10 protein-coding genes are annotated in these 19032 nt (G+C 72.3%); 5 read left to right on the top strand and 5 right to left on the bottom strand.

The annotated features are described in order from the left end of the window. The first annotated feature begins 17 nt into the window (after nucleotides 1-17). Entirely contained in the window at nucleotides 18-782 is a 765-nt protein-coding gene (locus AC1Q7O_RS27265; protein WP_492662464.1) for a sensor histidine kinase, read from the top strand. Between the two features lie 21 nt (nucleotides 783-803). Here AC1Q7O_RS27265 and AC1Q7O_RS27260 read toward each other — a convergent pair whose 3' ends face one another. Both AC1Q7O_RS27260 and AC1Q7O_RS27255 read right to left on the bottom strand, forming a co-directional pair. After that, nucleotides 804-1820 (bottom strand): sensor domain-containing diguanylate cyclase, encoded by a 1017-nt coding sequence (locus tag AC1Q7O_RS27260; RefSeq protein ID WP_492662463.1) that lies wholly within the window; start codon nucleotides 1818-1820, stop codon nucleotides 804-806. Nucleotides 1821-1850: 30 nt separating this feature from the next. Then, nucleotides 1851-2330 carry an Lrp/AsnC family transcriptional regulator gene (locus AC1Q7O_RS27255; RefSeq protein ID WP_492662462.1) on the bottom strand — a complete coding sequence of 160 codons (480 nt, stop codon included), beginning with the start codon at nucleotides 2328-2330 and terminating at the stop codon, nucleotides 1851-1853. Nucleotides 2331-2442: 112 nt separating this feature from the next. Here AC1Q7O_RS27255 and AC1Q7O_RS27250 point away from each other — a divergent pair, with 112 nt between their 5' ends. Beyond that, the gene (locus AC1Q7O_RS27250) at nucleotides 2443-5973 is read left to right on the top strand and encodes an indolepyruvate ferredoxin oxidoreductase family protein (RefSeq protein ID WP_492662461.1); all 3531 of its coding nucleotides are present in this window, start codon (nucleotides 2443-2445) and stop codon (nucleotides 5971-5973) included. Nucleotides 5974-5982: 9 nt separating this feature from the next. Here the strand turns inward: AC1Q7O_RS27250 and AC1Q7O_RS27245 are convergent, their stop codons facing one another. Then, on the bottom strand, nucleotides 5983-6528 hold the full coding sequence (locus AC1Q7O_RS27245) for a DinB family protein (RefSeq protein ID WP_492662460.1): 546 nt from the start codon (nucleotides 6526-6528) through the stop codon (nucleotides 5983-5985). A 100-nt stretch (nucleotides 6529-6628) separates the two neighbouring features. Between AC1Q7O_RS27245 and AC1Q7O_RS27240 the strand changes: the two genes are divergently transcribed. From AC1Q7O_RS27240 to AC1Q7O_RS27230, 3 genes are all read left to right on the top strand, one after another. Then, a complete protein-coding gene (locus AC1Q7O_RS27240) occupies nucleotides 6629-9352 on the top strand; it encodes a sensor domain-containing diguanylate cyclase (RefSeq protein WP_492662459.1) in 2724 nt (907 codons plus the stop codon). 111 nt (nucleotides 9353-9463) lie between these two features. Further along, the gene (locus tag AC1Q7O_RS27235) at nucleotides 9464-12076 is read left to right on the top strand and encodes an ATP-binding protein (protein ID WP_492662458.1); all 2613 of its coding nucleotides are present in this window, start codon (nucleotides 9464-9466) and stop codon (nucleotides 12074-12076) included. 86 nt (nucleotides 12077-12162) lie between these two features. After that, on the top strand, nucleotides 12163-14712 hold the full coding sequence (locus tag AC1Q7O_RS27230; RefSeq protein WP_492662457.1) for a S8 family peptidase: 2550 nt from the start codon (nucleotides 12163-12165) through the stop codon (nucleotides 14710-14712). 590 nt (nucleotides 14713-15302) lie between these two features. Here the strand turns inward: AC1Q7O_RS27230 and AC1Q7O_RS27225 are convergent. Together AC1Q7O_RS27225 and AC1Q7O_RS27220 are read right to left on the bottom strand one after the other, a co-directional pair. Continuing rightward, nucleotides 15303-16232 carry a transglutaminase family protein gene (locus AC1Q7O_RS27225; protein WP_492662456.1) on the bottom strand — a complete coding sequence of 310 codons (930 nt, stop codon included), beginning with the start codon at nucleotides 16230-16232 and terminating at the stop codon, nucleotides 15303-15305. Further along, on the bottom strand, nucleotides 16229-18901 hold the full coding sequence (locus tag AC1Q7O_RS27220; protein WP_492662455.1) for a circularly permuted type 2 ATP-grasp protein: 2673 nt from the start codon (nucleotides 18899-18901) through the stop codon (nucleotides 16229-16231). Before AC1Q7O_RS27220 ends, AC1Q7O_RS27225 begins: the two co-directional genes overlap by 4 nt. Nucleotides 18902-19032: the final 131 nt, after the last annotated feature.

The raw sequence follows: 19032 nt of genomic DNA, 5'->3' as shown, positions 1-19032 counted from the left end.
CACGCCAGGGAGACCCGATGCACGCCCCAACCTGCCACCTGCCCCTCGGCACCGCGCCGCCCGCACCGGCCGACACCGACGCCGAACCGGACGCGTCCTGCCGCGCCTGCGCGGGCATGCTGTCCTACATCGCCCACGAGATCGGCAACCCCGTCAACGCCATCCGCGGCTTCGCGCAGCTGATGCAGGCGTCGCCACTGCCGGCCGGCCAGGCCGAGCGGCTGGCGCACATCCTCGAGGCCGTCGACCGGCTCAAACACCTGCTGGCCGATGTGGGCGACATCGCGCGCATGGAATCGGGCCAGTTCAGCATCGAGACCCGCCGCGTCGAGCTGGGAGGCTTCCTGCGCCACGCCTGCGGCCCGGCGCAGGCCCAGGCGGCGCTCGCCGGGCTGCAGCTGTCATGGCACCAGCCCGCCGGCGCGATGACCGTGCGTGCCGATGAGCGCCGGCTGCGCCAATGCCTGGACAACCTGCTGTCCAACGCGCTGAAGTACGGCCGCGGCGGCGGCCGCATCGACATCGAGGTCGAGCGGCATGGCGACCACGTCGTGCTGGCCGTGCAGGACCTGGGCGATGGCTTCAGTGCCAGCCAGATGGCCCAGCTGTTCGAGCCCTACAACCGCCTGGGCCGCGACGGCGGCGCCATCCCCGGCACGGGCCTGGGCCTGACGCTGACGCGCGAGCTGATGCGCGCCATGGGCGGCCGGCTGCAGGTGCACAGCGACGGCGCCGGCCGCGGCGCCCGCTTCGAGCTGGTGCTGCGCGCCGCCGACGCCTGAGCGGGCGCCGCGCGCCGGGCTTCAGTGCGCCGACGCCTGGCGGCGCGCCAGCTTGACGCGGTACATCGCCGCGTCGGACTCGCGCAGCACGTCCTCAGCGCCCGCGCGCTGCGGGTCCAGGCAGGCCACGCCAACGCTGGCGCCCGCGTAGTCCACGCGCTGTGTGCCCGCGGCGTAGGTGCCCACGGTGGCCGACGCCAGCCGCTCGCGCATCAGCTGCGCCGCGTTGGCGCCGTCCTCCGCGAGCTTGGGGCCCAGGCCCACGACGACGAACTCGTCGCCCCCCATGCGCGCCAGCACGTCGCCGGCGCGCAACGCGGCCTGCAGCTTGCGCGCGATGCCGCGCAGGAACTCGTCGCCGGCATCGTGGCCGTGGCTGTCGTTGATCTGCTTGAAGCCGTCCAGGTCGATGGCGCCGGCCAGCAGCCAGCTGCCGGTGCGCTGCGCCAGCGACGTCAGCCGCGCCAGCTCCAGCGCCAGCGCGCGGCGGTTCATCAGGCCGGTCAGCGGGTCGGTCAGCGCCTGTGTCTGCAGCTCGGCATTGGCATGCTGCAGCTGCTCCACGAGGCGCTCACGCGCCACGTGCTGCTCGATGAGGCCGGCGAACAGCTTGAGCACATGGCCCGCCTGCGGCGACAGCGGCCGGCGCTGCGAGCTGGCAGCGCACAGCGTGCCGTACAGCGCGCCGTCGTCGGTGTGCACCGGCGTGCTGACGTAGGTCTGGATGCCCAGCAGCCGCGCGGCCTCGGAGTCGGCCCAGACCTCGCCGACGTTGTCGGTGTACGGGCGGCCCTCGTCCAGCGCGCGCTTGCACAGCGTGTCGCCCCAGGGCACGGCCAGGCCCTCGGGGATCTGCAGGTCCTGCGAGTTGCGCGCATACACGATGTGCTGCTTGCCCTCGGCCAGGTCCACGGTGGTCAGGTAGGTGGACTCCAGGCCCGTGACGGCCTCCAGCATCTGCAGCAGCGGGCGGGTCAGGTCCTCCAGCGTGCGGGCGCCGTGGACGGAATCGGAGAGCTGGGCGAAGAAGGAATCCATGGGCCTCGGTGGCGTGGTGGACGGGCTACTTTATGCGCCCTGCCCCACCGGCAGCGCCGTCTCATACTTCACCTCGCGCAGCACGACGTTGCTGCGCACGCTGGCCACGCCCGGCAGCTTGAATATGTGCTGCTGCAGGAACAGGTCGTAGGCCTTCATGTCGGCGGCGACGACCTTGATGACGTAGTCCGAATCACCCGTGATCGCATGGCATTCGATGATCTCGCGCCGCGTGCCGACGAGCTGCTCGAACTGCTCCACCGCGCCCTCGCTGTGCCGCACCAGGCTGACCTGGGCCAGCACGAGGATGGACAGCCCCACCTTCTCGCGGTCCACCAGCGCCACCTGGCCGCGAATGACGCCGCGGTCCTCCAGCTCCTTCACACGCCGCCACACCGGCGTGGCCGACAGGCCCACCCGCTCGGCCAGCGCCTGCGTGGACAGCCGGGCATCGGCCTGCAGCGCCTCCAGGATCTGCAGGCTGGCGCGGTCGAGTTCTGTTTTTTCCATGATTGACCTTGTTTGAGATAAATCATCTCATTGCCATGCGGCTTTGGCGGGATTGAGGCAAGTTCTTGCGCCATGCGCGAGGAAGAATCTCCCGCCCAAGAGGAGACATGCGATGACCGACACCCTGCGCCCCTACCAGCTCAGCGACAACCTCGCGGCGGACGGCGGCGCCGTCTTCCTGACCGGCACGCAGGCGCTGGTGCGGCTGCTGCTGGCGCAGAAGAAGGTCGATGAGCGCGCGGGGCTGAACACGGCCGGCTTCGTGTCCGGCTACCGCGGCTCGCCGCTGGGCATGGTGGACCAGCAGTTGTGGAAGGCGAAGAAGTTCCTCGACCAGGCACACATCGAGTTCCTGCCCGCCATCAACGAAGACCTGGCCGCCACGGCGTGTCTCGGCGTGCAGCGCGTGGCGCTGGACCCGCAGCGCACCGTCGATGGCGTGTTTGCGATGTGGTACGGCAAGGGTCCGGGCGTGGACCGCTCGGGCGACGCGCTGAAGCACGGCAACGTCTACGGCACCAGCACCCAGGGCGGCGTGCTCGTCGTGTGCGGCGACGACCACGGCTGCGTGTCCAGCAGCACGCCGCACCAGAGCGACCAGGCGCTGCAGGCCTGGAGCATGCCGCTGGTGCACCCGGCGAACGTGGCCGAGTACCTGGAGTTCGGCCTGTACGGCTGGGCGCTGTCACGCTTCAGCGGCGCCTGGGTCGGCTTCAAGGCCATCTCGGAGGTCGTCGAGAGTGGCATGACGGTGGACCTGGACGCCGTGCCGCTGGACTTCGAGCATGCCGTCGACTACACGGCGCCGACCAACCTGCACATCCGCGCGGTCGACCTGCCCTCGCTCGACCTGGAATCGCGCCTGGCCCACAAGCTCGACGCCGTGCGCGCCTTCGCCAAGGTCAACAGCATCGACAAGCACATCGTCACCAGCCCCGCGGCCACGCTGGGCATCGTGACGGTCGGCAAGGCCCACTACGACTTCATGGAAGTGCTGCGCCGGCTGGACCTGGACCCCAACGCACTCGCTGCGGCCGGCGTGCGCGTCTACAAGGTGGGCCTGGTGTTCCCGCTGGAGCCCACGCGCATCGTCGAGTTCTGCAGCAACCTGACCGACGTGCTGGTCATCGAGGAGAAGGGCCCGGTCGTCGAGCGCCAGATCAAGGAGCTGCTGTACCACCTGCCCGAGTTCCAGCGCCCGCGCGTGGTCGGCAAGACCGACGAGCATGGCGCGCCGGTGCTGTCGGCGCTCGGCGAGCTGCGCCCCAGCCGCATCATGGGCACGGTCGCCGACTGGCTCGCGCGGCTCAACCCCGCGCTGGACCGCCGCCACCTCGTCGTCGACTTCCTGACGCCCTGCCTGCTATCCAATGCCGCCGACGGCGTGCGCCGCCAGCCCTACTTCTGCTCGGGCTGCCCGCACAACACGTCCACCAAGCTGCCCGAAGGCTCGCGGGCGCTGGCCGGCATCGGCTGCCACTTCATGGCCAGCTGGATGGAGCGCGGCACCTCCGGCCTCATCCAGATGGGCGCCGAGGGCGTGGACTGGGCGGCGCACTCGCGCTTCACGAAGGAGAAGCACGTCTTCCAGAACCTGGGCGACGGCACCTACTACCACTCGGGCTACCTCGCCATCCGCCAGGCCATCGCGGCCAAGGCCAACATCACCTACAAGATCCTCTACAACGACGCGGTTGCCATGACCGGCGGCCAGCCCGTGGACGGCACCACCAGCGTGCCGCAGATCGCGCGGCAGGTGGAGGCCGAGGGCGTGAAGAAGCTGGTCGTCGTGTCCGACGACATCGACAAGTACAACGGCCATCACGGCCTGTTCCCCGCCGGCACCACCTTCCACGACCGCAGCGCGATGGACGACGTGCAGCGCGAGCTGCGCGAGATCGAAGGCGTCACGGTGCTGATCTACGACCAGACCTGCGCCGCCGAGAAGCGCCGCCGCCGCAAGAAGGGCGAGTTCGCCGATCCCCCGAAGCGCATCTTCATCAACGAGGCCGTCTGCGAAGGCTGTGGCGACTGCGGCGTGGCGTCGAACTGCCTCTCCGTCGTGCCGGTCGAAACCGACTGGGGCCGCAAGCGCGCCATCGAGCAGAGCAGCTGCAACAAGGACTTCTCCTGCGTGAACGGCTTCTGCCCCAGCTTCGTGTCGGTGCATGACCCGGTGCTGAAGAAGAAGGCCGGCGCCCGCTACACCGCGCAAGACCTGGCGCGCGAGATCGCCGCCATCCAGCCGCCCGCCGCGTGGCAATGGACCGGGCCGTTCGACATGCTGGTCACCGGCGTCGGCGGCACCGGTGTCGTCACGGTCGGCGCGCTGGTGACGATGGCCGCCCACCTCGAAGCCAAGCAGGCCTCGGTGCTGGACTTCATGGGCTTTGCGCAGAAGGGCGGCGCGGTGCTGAGCTTCGTGCGCGTGGCGCCGACGCTGGACCTGCTGAACCAGGTGCGCATCGACACCCAGCAGGCCGACGTGCTGCTGGCCTGCGACATGGTCGTCGGCGCATCGCCCGACGCACTGGGCACCGTGAAGGCCGGCCGCACCGTCATCCTCGCCAACACCCATGAACTGCCCACCGCCGGCTTCGTGCGCAACCCGGATGCGTCGCTGCAGGCGCCGTCCCTGCTGGAGAAGATGAAGTTCGCTGTCGGCGAGAGCGGTGCACTTGAGACCATCGACGCGCAGGACATCGCGCAGCGCCTGATGGGCGACACGCTGCCCAGCAACATCGTCATGCTGGGCGCCTGCTGGCAGCGCGGCCTGATCCCCGTCGGCGAGGCGGCGCTGATGCGCGCCATCGAGCTCAACGGCGTGGCCGTCGACGCCAACAAGACCGCGTTCGCGCTGGGGCGCCTGGCCATCGCCGCGCCCGATGCGCTGCAGCGCCTGGCCGGCGACATCAACGTCGTCAAGTTCTTCAACTTCGACCAGCTCGATGGCCCTGACGGCCTGATCGAGCGGCGCGTGCAGTTCCTGACCGACTACCAGGATGCCGCCTACGCGCAGCGCTACCGCGCGCTCGTCGACCGCGTGCGCGCCGCGGAGGCCAAGCTCGGCAAGGGCCAGCGCCTCACGCAGGCCGTGGCGCGCTACTACGCCAAGCTGCTGGCCATCAAGGACGAGTACGAGGTGGCGCGGCTCTACACCGACGGCCGCTTCGAGCAGGCGATGAAGGACCAGTTCGAGAACTGGTCGAGCCTGAGCTTCCATCTCGCGCCGCCGCTGATCTCCAAGCCCGGCGCCGACGGCCGCGCCAGGAAGATCGAGATGGGCTCGTGGACCTTCACCGCCTTCAAGTGGCTGGCGAAGTTCAAGGGCCTGCGCGGCGGCGCGCTGGACGTATTCGGCAAGACCGACGAGCGCCGCATGGAGCGGCAGCTGATCGCTGACTACGAGCGGCTGGTGGACGAGATCCTGGCGTCACTGACCGAGGCCAACCTGGCCACCGCCGTCGAGCTGGCCCGGCTGCCCGAGAAGATCCGCGGCTATGGCCACGTCAAGCACGCCAACGTGGTGGCGGTGAAAAAGCAGTGGACGGCGCTGCTCGACAAGTTCCACGGCCGCGCGGCCGAGGTGGTGGCGCAGCCGGTCGCACTGCCGGTGCGGGTCAAGGGCGTCGCAGAGCTCTGACGGGCTGCCTCACAGCGGTTCGGCCCACCCCAGCGCCGCCATGTCCGCCACGCGGTGCCGGTCGTCGCCCAGCAAGATGAAGTCATCCAGCTGCGGCGGCTTGACCGACGTGCCGGCCAGCATCGCGTGCGCCTGGCCGCGGTGGTGCGTCTGGTGCATGAACAGGTGGGCCAGCACGCGCCCCAGCGGCTCGCGCGGGCCGGCCTCGATGCCGGCGCCGCGGTCGAACGCGACGATGCGGTCTTCGTCGCCCGCCTTCAGGCCCGCGCAGAAATCGATCAGCCGCCGGTCGCTGTCGTCCTGCCGCACCGCCAGTTCGACTGCCGTCTGCGCGGGCACGTAGGCGGCCCAGATGTCGCGCATGGCCGCATCGCCGTGCAGCGCGGCGATGTAGTAGTGGTCGACGTTGAGCAGGTGGTTCAGCGTCAACGCCAGGCTCGGGAAGAAGCTGGTGCGCGGCGCGTGGAACTCGGCGTCGGGCAGCGTCGCCACGGCCGCCAGCAGGCGGCGGTTGGCGAGGCGGTTGGCGCGGGCCTGGGTCAGCAGCAGAGTCATGCCGGCGATTGTGCGGGGCCGGCGGCATTTTCGGGGCTGACGGCGCCGCGCGGACATGCTTCAATCAACCCGCCCTCCACGCCGACCGGAGAGACGACGCTTGCGCATCGGAGACGCCTACACCGGGCCCGAGATGGCCAGCCCCGCCGCGTGGGTCGCGGCGGCGGCTGTGCTGTCCATCGGCCTGGCGCTGACGGCCGGCGCCGTCATCTGGCAGCAGCGCCAGGCCAGCAGCGAGGCCCGCAACCTGCAGGAGCGCCAGGTGGAACGGCTGCAGGCCGACGTCGTCAAGCGGCTGACCATGCCGGTCTACGGCCTCAAGGGTGCGCGCGGCGTGCTGGCCGCCATGGACGGCCGCTTCAACCGGCGGGCCTTCGACGCCTACGTCGAGTCGCGCGACCTGGCGCGCGAGTTTCCCGGCGTGCGCGGCTTCGGCTTCATCGAGCGCGTGGCGCGCGCCGACCTGCCGGCCTTCGTGTCGCAGCGCCAGCGCGAAGGGCAGGCCGAGTTCCATGTGCACGGCTCGGGCAGCGCCCCGACGCTGTACGTCATCACGCAGATCTCGCCGTTGCCGTCCAACTTCGCAGCCTGGGGGCTGGACGAGGGCGCCGACCCGCTGCGCCGCCAGGCCATCGAGCAGGCCATCGACACCGGCGAGCCCACGCTGTCCAGCCCGGTACGCCTCGCGCAGGACCCGGCCCAGGGCCCGGGCTTCCTGCTGCTGGTGCCGGTCTACCGGCAGGGGCACGACCCCGACACGCCGGAACACCGGCGCGCGTCATTGCAAGGGCTGCTGCTGGCGCCGCTGATCGCCAACGAGCTGCTGCAGGGCGTGGCCGAGCCCGCCTCGTCGCTGCTGGACATGAAGCTGGCCGCGCGCATGCCCGGTGGCGAGTTCGCGCCGCTGCTGGCCTCGCGCAACGGCGCGCTGCTGTCGCTGGCCGGCGCGCAGGAGTACTCGCTGGCCGACGCGCTGACGGCGGACACCACCCGCTTCACGGTCAACGGCCGCGAGTTCCAGCTGGAGACGGCGCTGACCCATGCCACCGTCGTGCGGCTGCTGGGCCTGTCCGGCGTCGGGCTGGGGCTGGGCGGCGCGCTGCTGAGCCTGCTGCTGGCCGCCACCGTCTACCTGCTCGCCGCGGGCCGCGCGCGCGCCGAGCAGATGGCCCGCAGCATGACGGCCGACCTGGCCCGGCTGGCCACGGTGGCCAGCCACACGACCAACGCGGTCATGATCACCGACCCCGAGCGCCGCATCGTCTGGGTCAACGCCGGCTTCACGCGCATGACGGGCTACACCGCAGCCGAGGTGCATCAGCGCCTGCCCAGCGAGCTGCTGCACTCCGAGCTGACCGACGCCGACACCGTGCACGGCATGCGCGAGGCCATGGCCGTGGGCCAGGGCTGCGACGTGGAGCTGATGCAGCGCGCCAAGGACGGCCGCGACTACTGGGCCGACATCGAGATCCAGCCGCTGCACGCCAGCAACGGCGAGCTGCGCGGCTTCGTCGTCATCGAGTCCGACATCACCACGCGCAAGCAGCTGCAGGCGCAGGCCGATGAGGCGCGCCAGAGCCTGCAGGACCTCTACGACAACGCCCCCTGCGCCTACTACGCGCTGGACGGCGACGGCCGCTTCCTGCAGATCAACGCACTGGGCCTGAGGTGGCTGGGCTGCACGGCCGACGAGCTCATCGGCCGGGCCAGCCCGCGCGACTTCTTCACTGCCGAGGGCCGCGCGCTGTTCGACGAGGCCTTCCCCCGCTTCAAGCGCGAGGGCCGCGTCAAGGGGCTGGAGTTCGACATCAACGGCCGCGACGGCCGCACCCGCCGCGTCAGCCTGTCGGCCACCGCCATCTACGACGCCGACGGCCGCTACCTGCGCAGCCGCTCCGTGATGTTCAACATCACCGAGACCCACCGCATCCGCCAGCAGCTGCACCAGCTGACGCTGGACCAGGAGGCCATGCTGGAGAGCGACCTGGTGGGCATCGCCAAGATGCGCGACCGCCACATCACCTGGCGCAACCAAGCGCTGGAGCGCATGTTCGGCTACACCGAGGGCGAGCTGCTGGGCAAGACGGCGCTGCAGCTGCACGTGGACGCTGCCACCTACGAGGCGCTGGGCGCGCTGGCCCTGCCGCAGATGCACGCCGGCGGGCGCTTCCGCACGCAGCTGCAGATGCGCCGCAAGGACGGTGCGCTGATCTGGGTGGACCTGGCCGGCGTGGAGCTGACCGCCGCGACCGAGGAGCGCAGCGGCGAGTCGATGTGGATGATGGTGGACATCACGCAGAGCAAGGCCCACGAGGCGCGGCTGGAGCAGGCCGCGCTGCACGATGCGCTGACCGGCCTGCCCAACCGGCTGCTGCTGGCCGACCGGCTCAAGCAGGCCATCCACGGCGCCGAGCGCACGGGCCACGTCCTCGCGCTGGCCTACCTGGACCTGAACGGCTTCAAGCAGGTCAACGACCACCACGGCCACGACGCCGGCGACGAGGTGCTGAAGGCCGTGGGCGCGCGGCTGCAGGCGGGCCTGCGCGCGACCGACACCGTGGCACGGCTGGGCGGCGACGAGTTCGTCGTGCTGCTGACGCCCGCCCAGGGCCCGGCCGACGCCGAGCCGGTGCTGACCCGGCTGCTGGACGCGCTGACCCAGCCCATCACGCTGAGCAGCGGCGTCCAGGTGGCCGTGGGCAGCAGCCTGGGCCTGGCGCACTTCCCCACCGACGGCCGCTCGCCGGACGGGCTGATGCGCCGCGCCGACGAGGCCATGTACGCCAACAAGCGCGCCGGCCGTTCGCGGGCGCTGGCGCGCTAGCCACCCGGGCGACACCCCAGGGGCGGGTCGCCCTCGCTATCATCGCCGCCACATGCCGCCACAAAAAGGCGTTAGCCCACCGGCAGCGAGAGACCAGGGAGACCGCCCCCGATGCCCGAGCAAGCCGCCCGCGCCGAGCCTTTCATACGCCGAGTGCTGCCATGGCTGCTGTTCATCGGCGCCCTGCTGCTGACGCTGTGCCTGGCCGCGTGGTCCGTGCAGCAGAACGCCGAGCACCGGGCGGCGCTGACGGAGCACCGCATCGAGGCGTTCCGGCTGTCGCTGGCCAGCGCGGTGCGGGCGCACCTGGACATCCTGCCTGGCCTGCGTGCGGTCTCCAGCGGTGCGACGCCGCTGACCGACGCCCAGTTCGCCCGCTACGTCGACAGCGTGCTCGCCGCGGAGCGCTTCACCGGGCTGACGCTGAGCTTCGTGGCCGAGCGCGTCCCCGGTGCCGAGCGCGCCGCCTACCTGGCCCGCGTGCAGGGCGACCGCAGCGCCGACCCGGCCGGGCATGCCAGCTTCGAGATCCAGCCCGCGGGCACACGGCCCGAGTACATGCTGCTGCGCCACCAGTACCCGCCGGACCCGACCAACGACGGTTACGACCTCTACGACCCCGCGCAGCGCTACCGCCAGCCCGTCGAGCGCGCCATCGCCAGCGGCGGCCTGGTCGCCACACCGCCGCTGCGCCTGGCGCGTGACCGCCACCGCCCCGACCACCCGGAGCTGACCAGCATCGTCGTGCGCGCCGCCACCTACCGCGGCGACCATCTGCCCGACGACCCGGCCACGCGCCGCGCGGCGGCCACGGGCGTCGTGGGCGTCGCCTTGCGCAGCGCGCCGCTGGTGCGCGGCGCGCTGCCGCCGGAACTGGCCCCGCCCGCCCGCGTGCGCGTGACCGACCCCGCCGCGCCGGCACCGGCGCTGCCGGTCTACGACAGCGAACCCGGCGCCATGCTGCCCGCCGACGCGTGGCGCTTCGAGCTGCCGGTGGCCGACCGGCGCTGGCTCGTCGAGGTGGCGGCGCCGCCGCACAGCTGGTGGCAGGACGTCAACGACAGCACGCTGGCGCTGCTGACGGCGGGCCTGGTCTGCGCCACGTCGCTGATGCTGCTGACGGCCGGCCTGGGCCGCATCCGCCACCGCGCCGAGGCACGCGTGCGCGACGGGCTGGCCCGGCTGGAGGCCGAGAAGGCACTGCTGACACGCAGCGAGACACGGCTGCGACAGCTGTTCGAGAACAGCCTGGACGCCGTGCTCAACACCCGCCCCGGCGGCGGCGTCGTCGCGGCCAACCCCACGGCCTGCGAGCTGTTCGGCCGCAGCGAAGCGCAACTGGTGGCGGCGGCGCGCGAGGAGCTGCTGGACCTGGACGACCCCCGGTTGGCGCCGCTGCTCGCTGAGCGCCAGGCCACCGGGCGCATGCGTGGTCAGCTGCGCATGCGGCGTGCCGACGGCAGCACCTTCGAAGCCGAGGTCAGCTCCATGACCTACCAGGACGGCGACGGCCAGCCGCTGGCCAGCGTCATCGTGCGCGACCTGAGTGCCAGCCTGGACGCCGCGGCCGAGCGCCAGCGGCTGGAAGAGCAGCTGCGCCACGCGCAGAAGATGCAGGCGCTGGGCACGCTGGCCGGCGGCATCGCGCACGACTTCAACAACGTGCTGGCCATCGTGCTGGGCGGCGCCGCGCTGCTGGACGGCGAGCTGCCCGCCGGCCACACGGCCAGGCCACACCTGGAGCGCGTGCGCCAGGCCGGGCTGCGGGCGCGCTCGCTGGTGCAGCAGTTGCTCACCTTCGGCCGCCCGTCCACCGAGGGTCGCTGGGCACAGCCGCTGCGCCCCCTGGTGGAAGAGACACTGGCGCTGCTGCGCCTGAGCCTGCCCGCCACCGTCACGCTGCAGGTCAGCCTGCCCGACGCGCCGTTGCACGTGGTGACCGACCCCACGCAACTCCAGCAGGTGCTGCTCAACCTGTGCAACAACGCGTGGCAATCGATGCCGGGCCACCAGGGGCACATCGACATCACGCTGCAGCCCCGGCGCCGCGACGGCCGCGACTGGGCGATGCTCAGCGTGAGAGACGACGGCGCCGGCATGGATGCCGCGCTGCGGCAGCGCATCTTCGAGCCCTTCTTCACGACCAAGCCCCCGGGCCAGGGCACGGGCCTTGGGCTGGCGATGGTGCACGGCATCGTCACCGGCCACGGCGGCCACATCGAGCTCAGCTCCATGCCCGGGCGCGGCAGCGTGTTCGAGATCTGGCTGCCTGCCGTGGAGGCCGCCGTCGACGGGCCGGCGGACGACGCCACCCCGCCGCCCGGCAGCGGCGCCCGCGTGCACGGCGAGCGCATCTACTACCTGGACGACGACGAGGTGCTGCGCCTCACGGTCGAGGCGTTGCTGCTGCGTGAGGGTTACGCCGTGCGCACCTTCGCCGACCCGACCGAGGCGCTCGCCGTCATCGCGGCAGACCCGAACGCGGTAGACCTCGTGCTGACCGACTACGACATGCCCGGCGCCTCCGGGCTGGAGGTGGCGCGCACGCTGCGCGAGCGGCATGCCACGCTGCCCGTGCTCATCGTCACCGGCCAGGTGACCGAAGCGCTGCGCAGCGCCTGCGCCGGCATGGCAGGCGTGGGCGTGCTGCCCAAGGAATACATCGTCGAACAGCTCGGCACCCGCCTGGCGGCCCTGCTGGCGACGCTGGGCCGCACAGGCTGAGCCCGCATGTATCGGCGCTGACACAAACCGGCAGCACGGCGGACACCGGTTTGCGGGAGCATGGCGGCTCCCGACCGGAGTCCTGCGTGCGCCGCTTTCCCGCCTCTGCCTGCCTGCCCCTGCTGCTCGCGCTGATCGCCCTGGTCGCGCTGCTGGCGCTGACGCTGGCCTCGCTGCCCGCGCACGCCGCCACCGCGGCGGATGCCGACGGCGCCCGCGTCATCGTCAAGTTCAAGGCGCTGGGGCCGCTGATGCGGGCCGCACGCGAGCGCGGCGACCGCGGCCCGCAGCACGCGGCCACGCTGGCCGGCCGCCAGGGCCTGGCGCTGCGCGACGGCCGCATGATCGACGCGCGCAGCCAGGTGGTGTGGGGCGACAAGGGCATGACCTCCGCCGCGCTGGCGGCCCGGCTCGCGAAGGATGCCGACGTCGAGTACGCGGTGCCCGATGAGCGCCGCCATGCGCTGGCCACGGCGGCACTGCCGAACGACCCGCTGCTGCCCGCCGCCTCGGGCGCAGCGCTGGCGGCCGGCCAGTGGTATCTGCAGGCGCCGGACGCGACGCTGGTGTCGGCCATCAACGCGGTGGGCGCGTGGGCCCTGACGACCGGCTCCGCCGCCATCGTCGTCGCCGACGTGGACACCGGCGTGCTGCCCGCCCACCCCGACCTGGCGAACAAGCTGCTGCCCGGCTACGACTTCGTCAGCTCGACAACGACGGCAGGCGACGGTGGCGGCCGCGACGCCGACGCCACCGACCCCGGCGACTGGACGACCGCCGGCCAGTGCGGCACGGGCCAGGCCGCCACCAACAGCAGCTGGCACGGCACCGAGACGTCCGGCATCATCGGCGCGCAGACCAACAACGGCGTGGGCATGGCCTCGGTGGGCTACGACGTGAAGGTGCTGCCGGTACGCGTGCTGGGCAAGTGCGGCGGCACCGACTCGGACATCATCGCCGGCATGCTGTGGGCCGCGGGCCTGACCAGCGTGCCCACCGCCAACGCCAACCCGGCCAGGGTCATCAACCTGAGCCTGGGCGGCAGCGGCAGCTGCAGCGCGGCCTACCAGGACGCCATCAACCAGCTCGTCGCCGCCGGCGTCACCGTCGTCGTGGCGGCCGGCAACTCGGAAGGCCTGGCCGTGGGCGTGCCGGCCAACTGCACCGGCGTCATCACCGTGGCCGGCGTGCGCCACGTGGGCACCAAGGTGGGCTTCTCCAGCATCGGTGCCGAGGTGGCCATCGCCGCGCCGGGCGGCAACTGCGTCAACACCACCGGCGCCTGCCTCTACCCCATCCTCACCACCACCAACAGCGGCACGACGACGGCCGGCACGCACACCTACAGCAGCAGCGCGAACTATTCGGTGGGCACCAGTTTCGCGGCGCCCATGGTGTCGGGCGCGGCGGCACTGATGCTGTCGGTCAACCCGTCGCTGAAGCCGGCGCAGCTCAAGTCGCTGCTGCAGTCCACCGCGCGCAGCTTCCCCGCGCAGCCCGCGGGCAGCAGCGTGCCGGCCTGCCGCGCGCCCACCAGCACCGTGCAGGACGAGTGCTACTGCACCACGTCCACCTGCGGCGCCGGCTTGCTGGACGTGGGCGCCGCCGTGGCCGCCGCTGCCAACGCAGCCACGCCGACGGCCAGCATCACCGCCAGCGCCGCGACGCTGACCGCCGGCAGCAGCGTCACGCTGGATGCCAGCGCGTCCACGGCGCCCGGCACGCGCACCATCACGGGCTGGGCATGGAGCCTCACGAGCGGCGCCGGCATCGCCAGCTTCAGCGGCGCGACGACCGCATCCACCGCGACGCTGAAGACCAGCGGCATCGGCAGCGTGACGGTGCAGCTGACCGTCACCGACAGCCTGGGCCAGCAGGCCACGACGACGAAGACGCTGGTGGTGACGGCGCCGGCCGCGCCGACGGTGGGCATCGTCGCGTCGGCCAGCGCCGTGGCTGCGGGCACGCCGGTGTCGTTCGACGGCAGCAGCACGAAGGCGGCAACGGGCTTCACGATCGCGAGCTACCAGTGGAGCGTCAGCGCCGCGCCGGCCGGCCTGGCCAGCTTCACGACGGCCACCAACGCGGCAACGGCCGCTGTGTCCACGCTGGTCAGCAGCAGCGGCACGTTCACCGTCACGCTGACGGTGACCGACTCGCTGGGCCAGACCGGCAGCGCCAGCACCACCGTGACCGTGACGGCACTGGGGCCGACGGCCAGCATCAGCCCGTCGGCGACGACGGTGACGGCCGGCAACAACGTGGTGCTGGACAGCACCGGCTCCAGCGCGCCGGCGGGGCGCACGCTGACGGGCTATGCGTGGAGCATCACGAGCGGCAGCGGCATCGCGTCGTTCAGCGGCGGCACGGCGGGCGCAACGGCGACGGTGGCCACCAGCGCGGCAGGCAGCTTCACGGTGCAGCTGACGCTGACCGACAGCGCGGGGGCGCAGGCAGTGAAGACGCAGGCGATCACGGTCGTGGCGGCGGCGACGACGAGCAGTTCGGGCGGCGGCTCTGGTGGCGGAGGTGGCGGCGGTGCGGTGGCGGTTTGGTGGCTGCTGGGCTTGCTGGGCGCGACGTCGATGCTCGAACGTGGTGAGGCGTGGCGTCGGCGCCGGTTCGCCGCCGCGTGAGGCCCGTGCCGGGATTTCGCCCCGGCGGGCGACCTACTTTCTGGGCCGCCAGAAAGTAGGCAAAGAGCTCCCCCCGACCGCACCGCCCTCGCTGCGCTCGGGTCCCCGAGCAACGCCAGCCCCGAAGCCCCACGCCGAACTCGCGCCGCTACGCTCTGCTCAAACAATCGTCGTGAGTCAGTGCTTGAGGCGAGCTGCGCTCGCGGGCTTCGGGGCTCGCGTTCCTCGGCGGTGCTCAAGGGGGCATACGAACAGCCGGCACCAGCCGGCTGTCGGGTTTGGCTGTTGGGGTTGGCTGTTTCATCACTCCCCTTCTAAACCGCCGAGAAGCGCAGAAGCCCAGGGCGCGTGCGCAGCACGCTTCAACATCTGACTCCGCACGGCTGTCTGAGCGCAGCGGAGCGGAGCGAGTTCCGGGCGGGCCCTGGGCTTCGAGCATCGCAGGGGAGCCCGCAGGGCCGGTTTTGCAGGGGCGACTTGTTGCCTTCTTTTTGGTCGCTCAAAAAGAAGGTCGCCCGCCGGGGCGACGTCCCGGCATGGGCCTCACGCGACAACCCACCCTTCACCCAAGCAACCCAAACCCCAAAACCTCAAGCCCCCGACACCGGCTCCACCGTCACACTGACCTTCAACGTCGCCACCCCGCCCCCTCGCAGCACCCCACGCAGCGGCGCCACGTCGGCATAGTCGCGCCCCCAGGCCAGCGTCACATGGTCCAGGTTGGCCGGCACGTCGTTGGTGGGGTCCAGCGCCAGCCAGCCCTGCTCAGGGCACCACAGCTCCACCCAGGCATGCGACGCATCGGCGCCGACCAGCTTGGTCTGGCCCGGCGGCGGGCGCGTCAGCAGGTAGCCCGACACATAGCGCGCCGCCAGCCCCAGCGCACGGCAGGCGGCGATGAAGACGTGGGCGAAGTCCTGGCACACACCGCTGCGCTGCGCCAGTGCAGCCGCGGCGCGCGTGGCCACCGTCGTGCTGTGCGGCAGGTAGCGCAGGTCGGCGTGGATCTGGTGCATCAGCGCCAGGCCCGCCGCGGCCAGCGTGCGGCCGGGCAGGAAGGCACGCCGGGCATAGGCGGCCAGCGCGGCGTCGGGCGCGGCATAGGCGGAGGCCAGCGCGAACTCGTCGGCCTCCTGCAGCGCGCGCCCGGCGCGGTAGCACAGGCCGCGCGCCACGGCCTCCCAGGCGGGGCCGCGGTTGGGGTCGGGCTCGGAGCGGTCCTCCAGGCGCACGGTGAAGCGGCTGTCGACCAGCAGCTCCTCGTGCACGCGGGCATGGCCGAAGCTCAGGTGGCGGTTGCCCCAGGGGTCGCGGCGCAGATGCCGGGCCAGCGCCACGTCGTCCATCTCCAGGCCCTCGATGCCCCAGGCGTCGGGCAGCGGGTCGATGGACAGGTGCCAGCCGCTGACCGTCTGCCAGGGCGTCTCGCGCGGCGCCAGGCAGGCGGTGTGGTGTGCCCATTCCACCGAAGCCTCGTAGGTGTACTCGGTGACGTGGTGCACGGCCAGCGTGACGGTCATTGCCACACCCTCTGCTCTCCGCCCGTGACGTGCGCGAAATAGCGGTGGCTCAGCAGCGCCGACAGCTCGCCGGCCTGCGCGGCGGCCCGCCGCAGGTGTTCGACCAGGGCCGGCCCCGGCGCCGCCAGCTCGGCCAGCGGCCAGGCCTCGGGCACGGGCAGCTCGGCGCCGATGTCGGCGGCCCAGCCGGGGTCGTGCCGGGCCAGCTTGATGAAGCGCTCGCGCAGCGTGCGCGCCACCCAGGCCAGCGAGCGCGGGTTGTCGGTGTTGTGCACCAGCAGGTGCAGCAGCGGGGCCGCCTCGCGGCGCGCCTGGAACTGCGCGCGGTAGGTGATGGTGGAGTCGAACACACCCAGCAGCAGCGCGAAGCCGTCCTCGGTCAGCGCAAGCGGCTCCAGCGGCGCAGCGTCGGCACCGCCCTGCTCGAAGGCCTCGGCCAGCACCTCGGCGTGGAAGGACAGGCGCTCGATCTGCCGGCCGATGGACAGCAACCGCCAGCCATCGTCGCGCGTCATGCGGTCGGTCTGCGCACCGGTGATGGCGGCGAGGTGGGTGTCTGCCCGCGACAGCACGCCCAGCACGTCGGTCATCGGCACCGACGTGCCGGGCCGGTCCAGCACCGCGCGCAGGTGCTGCTCGAACTGCGCCGCGGCCTCGTGGATCAGGCGCCAGGCCTCGGGCGACAGCCGCTCGCGCAGCGCCTGCGCGCAGTTCTGCAGCGCACGCAGGTTCCAGCCCACGCTGTTGACGCCCGAGCGGGGCAGCAGCGCCGCCAGCAGCGCGCGCTCGAAGCCGCGCGGATCGTCCGGCGCCCGCGGCGCATCGGCGCCGACGAGACCGTGGCGGCGCGCCAGCGCGTCCAGCAGCGGCAGCATGGGCGGCGGCATGGCGCCGCGCTGCACCATGACGCTGGCCTCGATGACGTGGCGCGCCAGCCGCGCGCTGTTCTCGGCGCGCTCGGTGTAGCGGCCCAGCCAGAACAGGTTCTCGGCGGCACGGCTGGTCACGGTCCAGTGCACGTCGCGCAGGTCGGCGGCCTGCAGCGGCTGGGCCAGCAGCGAGGTCGGGTCGACCTCGCCGTCGGTCATGACCCAGGTGTCGGCGCTCAGCGAGCCGCGCTGGATGGACAGCCACGCGTCGGCCAGCGGGTCGCGCCGCGGCGCCACGCGCGTGAGGCCGCCGGGCAGCACGGTCCAGCCGCCCTGCCCGTCGGTCAGCGCGAACACGCGCAGCACGGCCACGCGTGGCTCCAGCGCGCCGCGCACCCAGACGGGCTGCTTGGTGGGCTTGACGCGCGCCTGCAGCGTGTAGGCGGTGGGGTCGGCGTCGATGCGCTCGGCCAGCGCGCGCAGCTCGCCGTCGTGCAGCTCGGCGGCCACGACGGGCGCGAAGTGCTGCGTCGTGCTGCTGGCCGAGAACGTCGGCACGACGACGAACTCGGCCAGGCGCGGCCGCAGCGCGCGCCAGGCGCTTTCCTCGCCGCACCACCAGCTCTGCAGAGCCGGCAGTTTCAGCGGCTCGCCCAGCAGGCGCTCGGCCACGCCGGGCCAGAACGCCGTGAGGCCGGGGCTTTCCAGCCAGCCGGCGCCGGGCACGTTGGCGATGACGACCTCGCCCGCGCGCGCCGCCTGCAGCAGGCCCGGCACGCCGAGGATAGACTCGGGGCGCAGCTCCAGCGGGTCCAGCCAGGTGTCGTCGACGCGGCGCAGCAGCACGTGCACACGCTCCAGGCCGGCCAGCGTCTTCAGGTACACCTTGTCGGCACGCACGGTCAGGTCGGCGCCTTCCACCAGCGTGATGCCGAGGTAGCGCGCCAGGAAGGCCTGCTCGAAGTAGGTCTCGTTGCGCGGCCCCGGCGTCAGCAGCGCGACGCGGGCCTGGTGGCTGCGCTCGCCGGCGGGCGACAGCTTCACCAGCGCCTGGATGAAGTCGCGGTAGCTGGCGGCCAGCCGCTGCACCTGCATCTGCCGGAAGGCCTCGGGGAACTGCTGGGCAATGATGAGCCGGTTCTCCAGCACATAGCCCAGGCCCGACGCGGCCTGCGTGCGCTGGCCCACCACCCACCAGTGGCCGTCGGCGCCGCGCGTGAGGTCGAACGCCAGCACGTGCAGGTGCACGCCGCCGGGCGGCCGGCTGCCGTGCATGGCGCGCAGGTACTGCGGGTGGGCCAGCACCAGCGATGCGGGCAGCAGGCCCTCCCGCAGCAGCGCGCGCTCGCCGTAGGTGTCAGCCATGACGGCCTCCAGCAGCCGCGCGCGCTGCAGGATGCCGGCCTCGATGCCGCGCCACTCGTCGGGCGCGATGAGCATGGGCAGCAGCTCCAGCGGCCAGTGGCGGGCCAGCGGTGCCCCGTCGCCGGGCAGCGGGGGCGCGTCGCTGTGCACGTTGTAGCTGGCGCCGTCGTCCAGCACGCGGCGTTGCACGCGCAAGGCCTTGGCCGACAGCTCCTGCCAGCCGGCCGCGCCACCGGCCGCGAAGAAGCGCTGCCAGCGCTCGGCGATGCCGGCCTGCGGCTCGCCGGGGTGGTTGACCTGGCCCGTCAGCTCGTAGAAGTGGCCGTCGCGGCTGCGCAGCGCGGCGGACGCGGCCAGCGCCAGCGGGTCGGGGGCGGCGGGCTGCTCCGGCTCATCGGGGAGCAGGCTCCACTGGCTGGGCGTGAGCTCGGACATGTCGGCGGTTCGGGGTGGGTGGGGATTGTCGAGCAATCCCCGGCGGTGGCTAGGTGTGACGTTCCGATAGGTTGTTCATCCGTCCCTGATTTGGGAAGCTGGGGTTGTCGAGACCTCCCGCAACCCAAACA

It is taken from the genome of Roseateles sp. GW823-FHT07B05 (genome assembly GCF_058794515.1).
Note: the sequence above shows the minus strand (reverse complement) of the source record. Positions and strands in the feature narration are given on the sequence as shown.